The 13,691-nt window shown below is 64.3% G+C and carries 12 protein-coding genes; 7 read left to right on the forward strand and 5 right to left on the reverse strand.

Annotation, left to right across the window (positions count from 1 at the left end; translation table 11 throughout):
• The first annotated feature begins 81 nt into the window (after positions 1–81).
• Complete coding sequence (locus tag IQ35_RS09885) at positions 82–906, forward strand: coniferyl-alcohol dehydrogenase (protein WP_145073036.1); 825 nt, start codon at positions 82–84, stop codon at positions 904–906.
• Between the two features lie 465 nt (positions 907–1,371).
• Positions 1,372–2,112, forward strand: a complete 741-nt coding sequence (locus IQ35_RS09890) for an SDR family oxidoreductase (RefSeq protein ID WP_021245404.1) — start codon at positions 1,372–1,374, stop codon at positions 2,110–2,112.
• Positions 2,113–2,210: 98 nt separating this feature from the next.
• Here IQ35_RS09890 and IQ35_RS09895 read toward each other — a convergent pair whose 3' ends face one another.
• Complete coding sequence (locus IQ35_RS09895; protein ID WP_059140327.1) at positions 2,211–2,498, reverse strand: hypothetical protein; 288 nt, start codon at positions 2,496–2,498, stop codon at positions 2,211–2,213.
• Between the two features lie 411 nt (positions 2,499–2,909).
• On the reverse strand, positions 2,910–5,555 hold the full coding sequence (locus IQ35_RS09900; protein ID WP_145073039.1) for a TonB-dependent receptor: 2,646 nt from the start codon (positions 5,553–5,555) through the stop codon (positions 2,910–2,912).
• 405 nt (positions 5,556–5,960) lie between these two features.
• Between IQ35_RS09900 and IQ35_RS09905 the strand changes: the two genes are divergently transcribed.
• The 3 genes from IQ35_RS09905 to IQ35_RS09915 all read left to right on the forward strand — a co-directional run bounded on the left by IQ35_RS09905 (position 5,961) and on the right by IQ35_RS09915 (position 9,120).
• Positions 5,961–6,722, forward strand: a complete 762-nt coding sequence (locus IQ35_RS09905) for an SDR family NAD(P)-dependent oxidoreductase (RefSeq protein ID WP_031291376.1) — start codon at positions 5,961–5,963, stop codon at positions 6,720–6,722.
• Between the two features lie 15 nt (positions 6,723–6,737).
• The gene (locus IQ35_RS09910; RefSeq protein ID WP_145073042.1) at positions 6,738–7,916 is read left to right on the forward strand and encodes an epoxide hydrolase family protein; all 1,179 of its coding nucleotides are present in this window, start codon (positions 6,738–6,740) and stop codon (positions 7,914–7,916) included.
• 100 nt (positions 7,917–8,016) lie between these two features.
• The gene (locus IQ35_RS09915; RefSeq protein ID WP_145073045.1) at positions 8,017–9,120 is read left to right on the forward strand and encodes a Gfo/Idh/MocA family protein; all 1,104 of its coding nucleotides are present in this window, start codon (positions 8,017–8,019) and stop codon (positions 9,118–9,120) included.
• Positions 9,121–9,165: 45 nt separating this feature from the next.
• Here the strand turns inward: IQ35_RS09915 and IQ35_RS09920 are convergent, their stop codons facing one another.
• Entirely contained in the window at positions 9,166–10,224 is a 1,059-nt protein-coding gene (locus IQ35_RS09920) for a polysaccharide deacetylase family protein (protein WP_242003317.1), read from the reverse strand.
• Between the two features lie 89 nt (positions 10,225–10,313).
• Positions 10,314–11,075 (reverse strand): peptidoglycan editing factor PgeF, encoded by a 762-nt coding sequence (gene pgeF, locus IQ35_RS09925; RefSeq protein WP_021245411.1) that lies wholly within the window; start codon positions 11,073–11,075, stop codon positions 10,314–10,316.
• 153 nt (positions 11,076–11,228) lie between these two features.
• Between pgeF and IQ35_RS09930 the strand changes: the two genes are divergently transcribed.
• Positions 11,229–12,845 carry an amino acid permease gene (locus IQ35_RS09930; RefSeq protein WP_021245412.1) on the forward strand — a complete coding sequence of 539 codons (1,617 nt, stop codon included), beginning with the start codon at positions 11,229–11,231 and terminating at the stop codon, positions 12,843–12,845.
• Positions 12,846–12,885: 40 nt separating this feature from the next.
• On the opposite strand, the gene IQ35_RS09935 is transcribed toward IQ35_RS09930, so the two are convergent.
• Positions 12,886–13,467 carry a DJ-1/PfpI family protein gene (locus IQ35_RS09935; protein ID WP_242003322.1) on the reverse strand — a complete coding sequence of 194 codons (582 nt, stop codon included), beginning with the start codon at positions 13,465–13,467 and terminating at the stop codon, positions 12,886–12,888.
• Between IQ35_RS09935 and IQ35_RS21460 the strand changes: the two genes are divergently transcribed.
• Positions 13,385–13,615 carry a hypothetical protein gene (locus tag IQ35_RS21460; RefSeq protein ID WP_236614777.1) on the forward strand — a complete coding sequence of 77 codons (231 nt, stop codon included), beginning with the start codon at positions 13,385–13,387 and terminating at the stop codon, positions 13,613–13,615. The genes IQ35_RS09935 and IQ35_RS21460 overlap by 83 nt on opposite strands.
• Positions 13,616–13,691 lie beyond the last annotated feature (76 nt).

Genomic DNA, 13,691 nt, shown 5'->3' on the forward strand with positions numbered 1-13,691 from the left:
TTCCTTGAAATCCTCGATTGCAATACTGAACCGTTCAGTTAGGCCAAAACCGGCGTTGACGGAGCCTCTGGGAGAAATGGGATGAGTGTCTGGTCTTATAAGGGCAAACGGGTCGTTGTGGCCGGCTGCTTTTCCGGCATGGGCGAGGCGACGGCCCGCGAACTGGTGGCGCTAGGCGCCGAAGTGCACGGCGTCGACATCAAGGAGTCGCCTGTCCCGCTGGCATCCTTCACCAAGATCGATCTTCGCGATCCCGCGTCCATCGATGCGGCGGTCGAGGCGATCGGCGGCGAAATCGACGCGCTGTTCAACTGCGCGGGCCTGCCGCAGACCTTCCCCGCCATCGAGGTGATGAAGGTCAACTATATCGGCATGCGCTACTGGACCGAAAAATGGCTGCCCCGGATCAGGAAGGGCGGCGCCATCGGCATCATCACGTCGACCGCGGGCATGGGCCACATGCTGCACGCCAGGGAAATCGGCGAACTGATCGCGATCCCCGACTTTGCCGGCGCGGTGGCGTGGGCCGAAGCGCATCCCGATCTGGTCGGCGACGGCTATGCCTTCTCCAAGGAGGTCAGCTCCTTCTGGACCATGCTGATGGGAACGATCACCATCAAACAGGGCGTGCGGATCAACTGCGTCGCGCCGGGGCCTACCGAAACGCCGATGATGCCCGACTTCGAATCCGTCGCGAGCGCCAAGATGATCGACGTGTTCATTCAGCCGATCAATCGCCGCTCCAAGGCCGTCGAGCAGGCTTATCCGCTGATCTTCCTGAACAGCGATGCCGCCAGCTTCATCAACGGCCATATCCTGAACGTCGACGGCGGCTTCGTCGGCGGCGTGATGACCGGACAGATCGATATTCAGGGATCGATCGAAAAGGCCATGGCGAGCATCTGAGGCCGGCCTTCCCTCCCCTCCCCATGAACGAGGAGGCGATGGGAGCCGCCAAGAGGGTTGGTGCCTCACGATATGCAGCCGCATGAGGCACGCACCGGCAATAAACCGCGTCCCGCCGGCCCGCCGCTATATCCTATGATCATGGCCCTAACGGGTCATGCGCGGCCTTTCGGCATGACCGGATTGTCCTCCATGGCCCGGATGCCTGAGCGGTGTCGTCATGAACGGACGCGATATCTCCAGCACATTCGATACGAAATCGTCCATGGGTACGGCAGATAGCGGGACGGGTGCATCGGGTTGGAAAATAGCGGCCCTTGAGATGGCTAACCTGCTCCATGCCCGTGGGCGCGCTCGTTCTTCCTTCCTTGCCTTTGACGCTTTGATCGGGACAAGCTGCCAGAGGGGAAAACCATAGCCCATTACAGGGCACGACCTTTGCTGGACTTTGTTTGAGGAACTGAAATGTCGGACAGGATTGCAATTGTTACGGGCGGCAGCCTTGGCCTGGGCCGGGAGGTAGCGCGCGGTTTGCTGGCACAGGGATATCGGGTCGCGATATTCGGGCGCAGCCAGGCGTCGCTGGATGAAGCGGTGGCGGATCTGGGCGGCGACGTCCTTGGCGTATCCGTCGATGTCGGAAACGAAGCCTCGGTTGCCGCTGGCTTTGCGAAGGTGGACGAGGCGATGGGCCCGGTCACCACGCTCGTCAACGTCGCGGCGATCTTCGAGCCGTTTGCGATCGAGGAGGCCACGGCGGAGCGGATATTGCCGCTGGTGCACATCAATTTTTGCGGGGCGGTCTATTGCATGCGGGAGGCCGTGACGAGGATGCGGCGGGCCGGACATGGCGACATCGTCAATGTATCGTCCGAATCCGTGCGCCAATCGACGCCGTTCTTTTCCATCTATACCTCGACCAAGGCCGCGCTCGAAACCATGACGACCCTTATGGGAGAGGAATTGCGGGAGGACGGCATTCGCTGCACGATCTTCCGCGTCGGCCGGATGCATAGCCACGGCGCCGCCAATACCAGCTGTTCGCCCGACCTTCTTCCGCGCTTCATCGACCGTTGCGAGGTCACGGGCGCAAGTTATTGGACGGGGGCGGGCATGCAGCCCGCGTCAGCCGCACTCGCCTTGGTCAACCTCCTGCTCACACCGCGCGATGCGCGCGTCGAACTGATCGAGGTGCGGTCCTATTGATCCGGGCGGGCTATCGGCTCCAGGGCGCATAAGGCCGGTACGGCCGGCGGGACATGATATGGCGCGGCACGCCCTATCATGTCCGCCCTAACCAGCGGTCAGTTGATATCCGAGCGGTTCAGGCTCGTCTGGAGACCCTTCTCGCCCATGCTGAGCGTCGATGTGGGAATGCGATACATGCGCATATCCATAATGACATATACGGAGTCGCCGCGGATGCTCTCGATGGCGGCCAGGCGGCGGCCCTTGGCGTCACGCACGACCTGACCGACCTTGGGCGTCAAAGGCGCAGCGGCCGGCGTTGCCGCATCATCCTGCGCCAGGGCGCTGCCGGCGACAGGGACCATTGCGGCGATAGCGAGAATAGGAAACAGGATGCGAAGCATGGCAAACTCCATAATATTATAAGCGCGGCCCCTTTGCCGCAGACAGTATGTTTCCCCAACATTGATTTACTGCCGTAGTCAATGTTTTTGATACGGCGCAATAACTTCGTCCGTGATGATGCAGAGCGAGAGGAAAAATACCGATATTGCAAGCCCGGACGCGGATGCTGACGACGGTGGAGGATTGTTTGCCCGTGCGATCGGATAGCGGTGGGATAGGTACGGCACTGGGCCGCAAGAAGGACTGAAACGCGCGCTCGATTATTGGAAGCGGCGCGCGAGCTGCTTCAGACCGTACCGCCTTTCGGTCTGACGGCGGCCGCTAACACCAAGGCCGGCTGAGCGGCATCGGTCCCAACAGAAAAGGCCCCGGACTTTCGCCCGGGGCCTTTCTTCAACTTCAACCAGAGATCATGAACCGAATTTGTAGAGCAGTTGGAGGCCAACCGTCCGCGACTGGCCGAGGATGAAGCTGCTCACGCCGACGCCGGACGGCGAGGTCGAGCCGCCACCTATGCGGGTATATTCGTTCGTCAGGTTCTTGACATAGGCGGTTGCCGTCACGCCGGTTTCGCCGATGTCCGCCAGCCTGACGCGCAAGTCGAACTGGTGCTGGGACGGAACCCTGACTTCCACCTGCTGGTAATCCGTATTGTAGTGGAAATCCAACGATGCGCTAAGATTGCCGCCCAGGACCTGTCCCGGAACGTCCACGGTCATGTTCCCATTCACGGTCCATTTCGGCTGACCCTGAATGATGATGGTCGTGGGCGCATAGCGACCCGCGCTCGTCAGAAGGTTCAGAAGGGCGGGGTTAAGGTTGATCTTGTCCACCTTGGTATCGACATAGCCGACATTGCCGCTGAGGGTCAGCCCCTCGATCGGCGTGATGCTGGTCGCCAGTTCGAAACCGCGAAGCGTGATTTCGCCCGCATTGTCGGTGGTCGTCTGGGTGCCGTGGCGAACCAGGGCGCCGGGGACGCCGCCGACCGAGCAGTCAGAGACGCGGCCGCCCGTCAAGGCTTCCGGAATACAGGTGCCGCCGTTCAGGTTGGACGTGTTGATCGGCAACTGGTTGTTCTTGTCCTTGCCCGTGAATACGGCCAGATCGACCGATCCCCGCATACCGCCGGCATTCCAGCGGAACTTCGTCCCGATTTCGTAATCGGTCAGGGTTTCGGGCTGATAGGTCTGCGCGGACGCCAGATAAGGGTCGAAGATCGGCGTATTGTAGCCGCCCGCCCGATAGCCGCGGCGGGTGGTCGCATACACCATGAATTGAGGCGTGACCTGCCAGTTCAGGCCGAACGTATAGGTCAGCTTCTTGAACTTCGCCTTGGGCAGCGACTCTGCCGTGATGTCGGCCGCCACGTCACCGGAATTGCACGCATCTTCCGACGGAATGATGCCAGCCTGACCACCGGCGGAGGTAATGAGCATCGACGGCCCGAACGGATTGACGGTCTGGCCCGTCGTGCAGACGGACTGCGAATCCCAGGTCTGACGGGCGCCGGCCGTGAAGCTCAGACCTTCCACCAGGGCGTCCAGCGCATAGTCGATCTGACCGTAGACCGCCTTGCTCTTGTTATACAGATAGGTGGTCGAGAGCGAGTGCGAAAGACCGAAGAGCGCGTTGACTTCCAGTGCCTGGTAGCCGCCCAGACCATCGGGCTTTTCCGTGTAGTAGAAGCCGCCGACCGTATATTTCAGCCTGTCGTCGAAGAACGAACCGGCGAGCTGAAGCTCCTCGGTGATCTGCTTCAGGCGAACCTGCGAGGCCGTGGTGATGACCGGCAGCGGCAGACCGCTCAGCGAGGTGTTGCTGAAGGAGTCGACCGAGCGATAGCCGAAGATGTTCTTCAGCGTGTGATCGCCCAGGGTCACCGAGGTCGTGTTGGTGATGCCCTTGACGATCGTGCGCGCCTCCCAGGGATCCTCCGTGGCATATTGGATGCGCGACTTATTGCCGGCCGCCCTGAAAGCGTTGGCGGCGACCTGGTAATTGCACTGGATCTGGTTGGTCGCGCACTGGGCCAGCGCCGGAATGATGGCGTTGGCATAGACATTGCCGAAGAACTGCTGATCTAGCGGCGTATCCGGTCCGCCGATACTTCCCTGAATCGCGGCTGGCGAGAATTGATATATCGCCGGAAGGCCGTTGTTGAAGCTTCCGAACGATGCGGTGACCGTGCTCGGAATGCCCCGAATCAGGCTATGATCGAAAACGGTGACGTTTTTGAGCCAATCCGTCGGCTCGATCAGCAAAGACGCGCGGAACGAGGCGGTGCGATATTCGTCGACATTGCGATTGGAAGGCACTAGCTGCCCCGGCGTCGCGAAGCCCGGGCTGTTGGCCGGATCGGCGAAATTGAGCTTGCTCATGTCGATGGTGTACGGACTGAACAGAAATGTTTTCACGTTTCCGCCGTCGTGGCCGATCTGCCCGGCGAGGCGCAGGGCGATCTTGTCCTGGACGATGGGCAGGTTGATCGCGCCCTCGAACTGGGTGCGGTCGTAGGAGGCGAGGTCGACCGAGCCGTAACCGCTGAACTCATGGGTCGGCGCCTGCGAATAGGTCAGTATCGCGCCACCGATCGAGTTACGACCGAACAGCGTGCCCTGCGGACCCTTGAGGACCTGAATGTTGGCCATGTCGAACGTCTGGATCAGCGAACCGTAGTTCGGAAGCGGCACGTCGTTGAAATAGGTCAGCACGCCGGGCGCGCCGGTGCCCGTGACCGCCTTGGACTGGCCGCGCAGCACGACGAAGGGATTGGCCACGGTGCCGCCGCCGGCAATGTTCAGGCCAGGCGTCAACCGCGTCAGTTCGAGCGTGTTGGTGACGCCCTTTGCCTGGAGCTGGTCCCCGGAAAAGGCGGTGATCGCGATCGGAACCTTCGACACGTCTTCCGCGCGGCGGCGGGCGGTCACGATGATGGCATCGCTGTCATTGCCGGCAGCGGCCTGGGGCGTGGTATCCGTTTCCTGGGCGAAAGCACCCGTAGGCGCCATGACCATGCACGCGGCAGCCGAAGATAGAAGAATATACTTTTTCATATGTCCCTCCCTGAAATAGGAACTTGATTAACCAGATCGTTTATTTGTGGATTGCCCAAACGCGACGACGGCGCCCGTTCTTCGGGTCGCATCGTGCGGCTTTACGTCTTTGGGGAATGCCTAAAATCAAAAAACAGCACCTCCCCGCAACGTCTTTTATTGGCCTATCACTGCCCTGCGCGGAAATGTGCGGAACAGCGTGGCGTGAAGACGCAATAGCGTGGCGGAGCCTGTGCCGCAAGTCCCGCGCACGAAATAACTTACAACTGGTATGTAGCAATCGGGCGCCGGACGGCCCATCATATCCGTGCGATTTGGCGGGTCAGGTTCCCATTGCACGGCCCGCATCTTTACTGATACACCAATGAATAACTATTAATCATAAATGAGATGGAGGGCGATCGAATGGGGCATGATTATACAGGCAAGGCGGCGCTTGTCACCGGGGCCGCGTCGGGTCTGGGGCAGGCCACGGCGCTTGCGCTCGTGCGGGCGGGCTGCGGCGTGCTGGCGGTCGACGTGGCGGCAGAGGGGCTGGCCGCGACGGCAGCCGCGGCGCAGGCCGGGCCAGGTTCCATACAGACGCTGACCGCGGACCTTTCGGACCTGGAACGCTGCGCGGCCGTCGTGGAAAAGGCGGTCGGCGCGTTCGGACGTCTCGATCTTCTCTGCAACATCGCCGGGATCGCGCGGATGGACTATATCGCCGCCGTGACGCCTGAGCAGTGGCGGCGCATCATCGATATCAATCTCGCCGCGCCCTTCTTCCTGTCGCAGGCCGCGCTGCCGCATCTGATCGAAACAAAGGGCGGCATCGTCAACGTGGCATCCAGCGCCGGCATCCAGGGACAAGCCTATATGAGCCCCTATAGCGCCAGCAAGGCCGGGCTGATCGGCTTGACCAAGGCGATGGCGATGGAGCTTATCCATGCGCCCGTCAGGATCAATGCCGTGGCGCCCGCGGGCATGAAGACGCCGATGGCGGCGCCCGGCCATCTGGTTCCGCCGGAAGGCTTCTCCGTCGATCTGCTGATGCGCTATGCCGGCATCCGCGAGCAGGCCGATCCGGAAGCGGTGGCGGACTTCATCCTGTATGTGGGGTCCGGGCGCGGCGCCTTTTTCCATGGCGCGTGCCTCAGCATGGATCAGGGGCAGACCGCGGGCTGACCGGGAGGGCGCGCGTTGAAGATCGAACCCTTTACGATTGCCGTGCCGCAGGAAGAGATCGACGCCCTGCGCGCGCGCCTGGCGGCCACCCGCTGGGCGCCGGAACTGGGCAATGCCGATTGGTCCTACGGCGTCAACGGCGCCTATCTGCGCGACCTTGCGGCCTATTGGCGGAACGGGTTCGACTGGCGGGCACAGGAAGCGCGGATGAACGCGTTCCCGCACTTCAGGACGGAGATTGACGGCGTTCCCATCCATTTCATCCATGTGCGCGGAAAGGGACCCGACCCGGTCCCGCTCATGCTCAACCATGGCTGGCCATGGACCTTCTGGGATTTTCAGGACGTCATCGCCCCGCTTGCCGATCCGGCCGCCTTCGGGGGCGATCCCGCCGACGCCTTCGACGTGATCGTGCCGTCCTTGCCGGGTTTCGCCTTTTCAGGGCCGCTGCCGCGCGAGGGGATCGGCTATGTCGAAACCGCCGACCTCTGGGTCCGCCTGATGCGCGGCCTGGGCTACGATCGTTTCGTCGCCCATGGCGGCGATGCGGGAGCATTCGTATCGGCACGCCTCGGACATGCGCATGCCGATGCCATGATCGGCGTGCACCTGAACCTGCCGGTGCTGCCGGGCGTGCCCTTCGATGCGATAGACCCGGACGATTTCGGGTCCGAGGAGCGCGCCATGTTCGAGGCGCAGGATTTCGAGGGACGCCACCTGACCCACCTCATGGTCCACATCCACGAGCCGCAGACGCTGGCCTGGGCGATGCACGACAGCCCTGTCGGGCAGGCGGCCTGGATGCTGCACCGCCGCCGGGCGTGGAGCGATTGCGGCGGCGACGTGGAGACCCGGTTCGACAAGGACCGCCTGCTCACCCATTTTTCGCTGTTCTGGTTCACGAACAGCTTCGCCGGCTCGATACGCTATTACCGGGCGTCCGCTTTCCATCAACCCATGGGGCTTGCGCATCACCGGTCCCCGGCGATCGAGGCGCCCACCGGCATCGCCGTGCTGCCGCGCGAGCTGGGGCATCTGCCGCGCTCGCTCGTCGCCGCGCACAGCGACCTCAGGCATTGGTCCATCCTGCCGCGCGGCGGGCATTTCGCGGCGGCCGAGGAACCTCAACTGATAACCGGCGATATTCGCGCCTTCGTGCGGCCCTTGCGCGCCGCCTCGGGCAAGGAACGGTGATGCCGCAGGCCGGGCAGCGCACGCCGCCGATCCGCGGGACAAATACAGCCCGGTACAGCACCGGCCATCCGTGCTATGCCGCTGAAATGGAGACAGGATCATGAACGGACTTCTGGGCGTTGGCGTTATCGGGGCGAGCGTGGCGGGGAGCTGGGGCGGACAGGCGCATATTCCGTCCATTGCCGCCTCGCCCGACCTCACGCTCGCCGCGATCGGGACCAGCCGGATGGAAACGGCAAGAGAGAGCGCGGCGCATTTCGGCGCACCGCTCGCCTTCGACGATCCCGCCGCTCTGGCGCGCGATCCGTCGGTGGATATCGTTGCCGTGTGCGTGCGCGTGCCGGAGCACGAACGGCTGGTGATGGCCGCGCTCGACGCGGGCAAGCATGTCTATTGCGAATGGCCGCTGGCGCGCGACACGGCGGAGGCGGAACGCCTGGTCGCCGCCGCGCAGGCGGCGGGCGTCGTCCATCTGGCGGGGATGCAGGCGCGCGCGGTGCCGCATATCCTGCATCTGAAGCAACTGATCGAGGCGGGCGAGATCGGCCGCGTCCTTTCCGCCTCCCTCGCCATTGCCGGCCAGTGGTCGCCGGTGTTTCCCGCCAGCATGGAATATCTGCAAAAGCTGGAGAGCGGCGGCAATTACTTCACCATCGCGGGCGGCCATGCGATCGATGCCTTTCGCCATGTGCTCGGCCCGGTCGCGGAACTGATGGCAACCGCGGCGATCCAGGTGCCGGAGGTGCAACTGTTCGATGCGGGCCGCGCGACGGCCCGCACGGCGCCCGATCATTTCGCCTTTTCCGGCCGCCTCGCATCGGGAGCGTTCGCATCGTGCGAGGTGCGGGGCCTTCCGGCGGGCGGATCGGGCCTGCGCTTCGAGGTCAATGGAGAGAAAGGTTCGCTGCTGATCACCGCTGCCGGGGCCAATCCGATGATCCAGATGTCGGATCTGACCCTGTCGCGGGTGGCGGAAGATGGCGCGCTGACGGCCGTGGAGCTGCCCGCCGACTGCTTCTGGGCCGATGCTTCGGTCGGTCCCCATGCCATCGGGGTCGCACAGAATTACGCGCGGCTGGTCGAGGCGATACGGGGCGGCAGGCCGGTGCCTGCCGATTTTGCCGCGGCGCTCGACAATCATCGTCTGCTGGACGCCATCCGGCTGTCGGCGGCGGAAGGGCGCAAGGTGGCGGTCGGGGCCTGAAGAGGCAGGCGGCCGCCCGGTTGAATCCATCAAACAGGCGTGGATTCAACGCCGGCCGCTGCGCAGCCGCCACGGCGGGGCCGGTGGCGCTTTCGCGGCGCCCGATAACGGCACCGGCATGGCGCGCCATGCGGGAACCAGCTTTCTTTCATAGCGCCAATTGGCCCAGAGCTGCTGCATCATGCGGGACGCGGTGCGCGCGCGGCTGGGCCGCGCCAATGTGAAGCCGGAGGCGGCACGGTCGGCCAGCGAAAGGGGAAGATCGGCAAAGCCCCCCATCCCGATACCCGGCAGGCGCCGCGCTTCCCGGCATAATCGCTCGAACCGGCGCATGACCGCGCGGTTGGGCCGCTCCCGGTCGCGGGAGAGCATTTCGAAGCTGTGCGTGACGACCATGAAGACATCGTGCCGTTCCTGCGCGGCATGGCGCAGCCCCGCCCGCATTTCCGTGGCGGACAGGGCGCAGATCTGCGCGGGCCGGAAACGGCCCGGACGATCCGCTATGCCCGAAACCGGCAGTTCGATCACGCCCAGCCTGCGATGCGGCCCGGCGAGGCCGTCGACGCGGATGTCGCAGCCATTCCCCAGATAGGCCAGGTTGACGCTGCTGTCCCATGGGATGCCGACGCGGGACAGGGCGCGCAACGTGTCGTCGTTCGCGCCGAAATTCCCGGCGCGAAAGGCGGTGACGGCCGGCGCGCCCGCCTGTTCGAGCAAATTCCTGCCGAGATCCAGAAGCCGCGTCTGGTCGGCCAGGGAAAAATCGCCGATATTCCGGCCCTGCCGCCCCTCCACCGGCGATGCCTTCGCCCATTGCAGCCATTCGGTATGGACATGGAGCTGGATTTCATGGCCGCGCTCGACGACAGCGGCGACGATGGACCGCAGGAAGTCGGGGCCGTAGACAAGCGCGGGCATCGGATCGAGAAAGAAGACGCCCTTGACGCCGTGACGCTCCATCAGCGTCATCTGCCAGCCTATGCCATAGGGCTGGCCGTCCACCTCGCCCCATATGGATCGGCGCAGATTCTCCTCCAGCCCCGCTCCGCGCTGGAAAAGCGCGGCGGACAATTCGGTATCGACGGTGATGCACAGCATGGTCATGGGCGAGGAGAATCTCCGGGGCATGACGGAGGTTCTAGCCGCCAGATGTTAAGGACCTGTAATATCGCCGTTCCGGGGCCGGGTTCCGCTTATTCCCTCAGCGCGATCATGGAAATCTGGCGGCCATAATCCGCCTCGCCGCGATGGCAGGATCGGCGGTAGCTGTAGAAGCGGTCGGCCTGGCCATAGGTGTCCTGGTCCAGCATCTCGATGGTGCGGATTCCGGCGTCGGCCAGCCGCGCGGCGACATAGGCGGCGATGTCGAACTGATGATGCCCCTCCCGCCCCGGCGTGAAGAAGCGCGCATTTCCGGCGTCGTCCGCTTCGAACCGATGGACGAAATCGGCCGTCACTTCATAGGACGCCCGGCCGATGCAGGGGCCGATGGCGCAGGCGATGGCCTCCCGCCGCGCGCCCAGCGCTTCCATCGCCGCGATCGTGTTGCCGGTGACGCCGCCGATCGCGCCTTTCCATCCGGCATGGGCCGCACCGATCACCCCGGCCTGCGCATCGGCGAAGAGCACGGGCACGCAGTCGGCCGTCAATATGCCCAGGATCAGGCCCGGCCGGTCCGTCACCATGGCGTCGGCGGCGGGCCGCGCCTCTTCCGCGACGGGACCGCCGACCGTCACGACATCGGGCGAATGAACCTGCCGCACCGTCACCAGCGCAGCGCCCGGCAGCAGCGCGTCGCGCGCCAGATCGCGGTTGCGGAGTACCGCTTCCCGGTCATCCCGCGATCCCAATCCCACGTTCAGGCCGCTGTGGATGCCGGTCGAAACGCCGCCTTTCCTGCTCGCAAAGCCGTGCATGACACCCGTCAGGCTCCGCGCCCGCAGCAATTCTATCATCCTGTTTTCCTTTGCGGCCCTTTGAATAGGCGTGTCCCGGATACGCAACATACTTGCGCGGAGCGGATTAGGCGATAGGTTCCGCTGCAAGGACATAGCGGGAAGGGCGCGCGCCGCCCTCGGGGAAAAGATGATGATTAAGGGGCTGCAACCATGATCTTCGGACGTATCAAGCCTCTGGACGCCATATTGGCCACGGCGGAGAAGAAATCCCTCGTCCGCACATTGGGGCCGATCCAGCTTACGCTTCTGGGGGTCGGGGCGATCATCGGCACCGGCATTTTCGTTCTGACCGCCGCCGCCGCGCAAAAGGCCGGGCCGGGCATGATGTGGAGCTTCGTGATCGCGGGGCTGGTCTGCGCCTTCGCGGCGCTGTGCTATTCCGAACTCGCCTCGATGGTGCCGGTTTCGGGGTCCGCCTATACCTATACCTATGCCGTGGTGGGCGAACTGCTCGCCTGGATGGTCGGCTGGGCGCTCATCCTCGAATATGCGGTCGCGGCCAGCGCGGTGTCGGTGGGATGGTCCGGCTATTTCATGGGCCTTTTGAAAAGCGTGACGGGGCTGGAACTGCCGCAGGCGCTGTCCGCCGGTCCCGTGTGGACCATGAACGGATTGATACCCCATGCGGACTTCACCCATGGCTTCATCAACATCCCGGCCATTGTGATCGCATTGGCGGTGACGGCGCTGCTGGTGATCGGCACGACGGAAAGCGCGCGCGTCAATGCCGTGCTCGTCGCGATCAAGGTGGCGGCGCTGACCGCGTTCGTCGTGCTGACGCTGCCGGTGCTGGACACAGGCAATTTCTCGCCCTTCGCCCCTAATGGCTGGTTCGGGCCGGAAGGGACCAGCGGCATGGGGATCGTCGGCGCGGCGGCTTCCATCTTCTTCGCCTATGTCGGCTTCGACGCGGTTTCGACCGCCGCCGAGGAAACCAAGAACCCGCAGCGCAACGTGCCCATCGGCCTGATCGGCAGTCTTGCGATCTGCACCGTCTTCTACCTCTTCGTCGCCGCCGGCGCGATCGGCGCGATCGGCGCGCAGCCGGTGGTCGGCCCTGACGGCGGGCCGGTAGCGCCCGGATCGCAGGGCTTCGCCATCGCCTGCGCCACCGCCGCCCATGCGGGCGATCTGGTCTGCTCCAACGAAGCGCTGGCCCATGTCCTGCGCGCGATCAACTGGACGGTGGTGGGAAATGCGCTGGGCCTCGCCGCCAACCTTGCCCTGCCCTCCGTCATCCTGATGATGATGTTCGGCCAGACCCGCATCTTCTTCGTCATGGCCCGCGACGGCCTGCTGCCGGACAAGCTCGCCAGCATCCATCCCAGGTTCAAGACGCCCCATGTCGTCACCATGGTCACGGGCGTCTTCGTCGCCATCGCCGCGGCCCTGCTGCCGGTGGGTCAGTTGGCGGATATCTCCAATTCCGGCACGCTGTTCGCCTTTTTCATGGTGTCCATCGCCGTGCTGGTGCTGCGCGTGAAGGATGCGGACCGCCACCGGCCTTTCCGCACGCCTCTCGTCTGGGTGATCGCGCCGCTCGCGACCGTCGGCTGCGTGTTCCTGTTCCTCAACCTGCCCGTCGACGCGCAGATGGTGCTGCCGATCTGGGGCGGCTTCGGTCTGGTGCTCTATTTCCTCTACGGCCATCGCAAGAGCCATGTCGGGCGCGGCATCATCGACATTCATGAAGAGGACGCTGACGCGCCGCCCTTGCCGGTGCCCCCGATGCCCGGCGCGCCGACGCCGGGCGGCAGGGACGCCTGATCGAACGGGGCGGGGTTGCGAAGGCGGCTCCGCCCCTTCCTCATCCCGCGCGGCGCAGACCGGCTGCCGGAGCCTCCCCGACAAAGGGCAGGACGTTGGCGATGGCCCTGTCGACATAGGCCGCCTTTTCCCCCACGGGCGCCACATAGTGCAGCGCCGCTTCCGCATCCGCGCGGGTCGCCAGGCGCAGGATCAGCCAGGCCGCGAGATACTGGCTGGCAAGACAGCCGCCCGCCGTCGCCACATTGCCATGCGCGACGAAGGGGGCTTCGATCACCTCCACGCCCGCCTCCTCGACCCAGGGCTTCGTCGTCAGGTCGGTGCAGGCGGGGAGCTTGCCGATCAGCCCCAGCTTCGCGAGCAGCAGCGTTCCGGAGCATTGCGCCCCGATCAACTGGCGTTCGGGGTCCGGACGGATTTGGCGCAGCATATCGGCGTCTTCCGCGATCCGGCGCGTATGGATGCCGCTGCCGATCAGGACCGCATCGGCCTGCGCCGCATAGTCCAGCGGCTCTTGCCGGGCGATGGCGGCGCCGTTCATGGACGTCACGCTTTCCGTCGGCGAGGCGATGGCGATTTCCCACCCTTGCGGGCGCATCCGGCCCAGAATTCCGGCCGCTATGAAAGAATCGAGTTCATTGAACCCATCGAACGTCAATATGGCTATCCGCATTCCTGCCCTGCCTTCTCAAATCCCGGCCTGCCTTGAACAGGTCCATGCGGGCGAATCCAACGCCCGTATAGGGCCAGTCGGCGCGATCCGGCCCTGAAACCCGGCGGCGTTGCACGTCGAAGCGGGATCAAAACGGCAGATCGGTTGTTTGCGCAGCAGCGGCTCCTTCCGGG

It is taken from the genome of Sphingobium wenxiniae (genome assembly GCF_007830065.1).
In the GTDB taxonomy this organism is placed as follows: domain Bacteria; phylum Pseudomonadota; class Alphaproteobacteria; order Sphingomonadales; family Sphingomonadaceae; genus Sphingobium; species Sphingobium wenxiniae.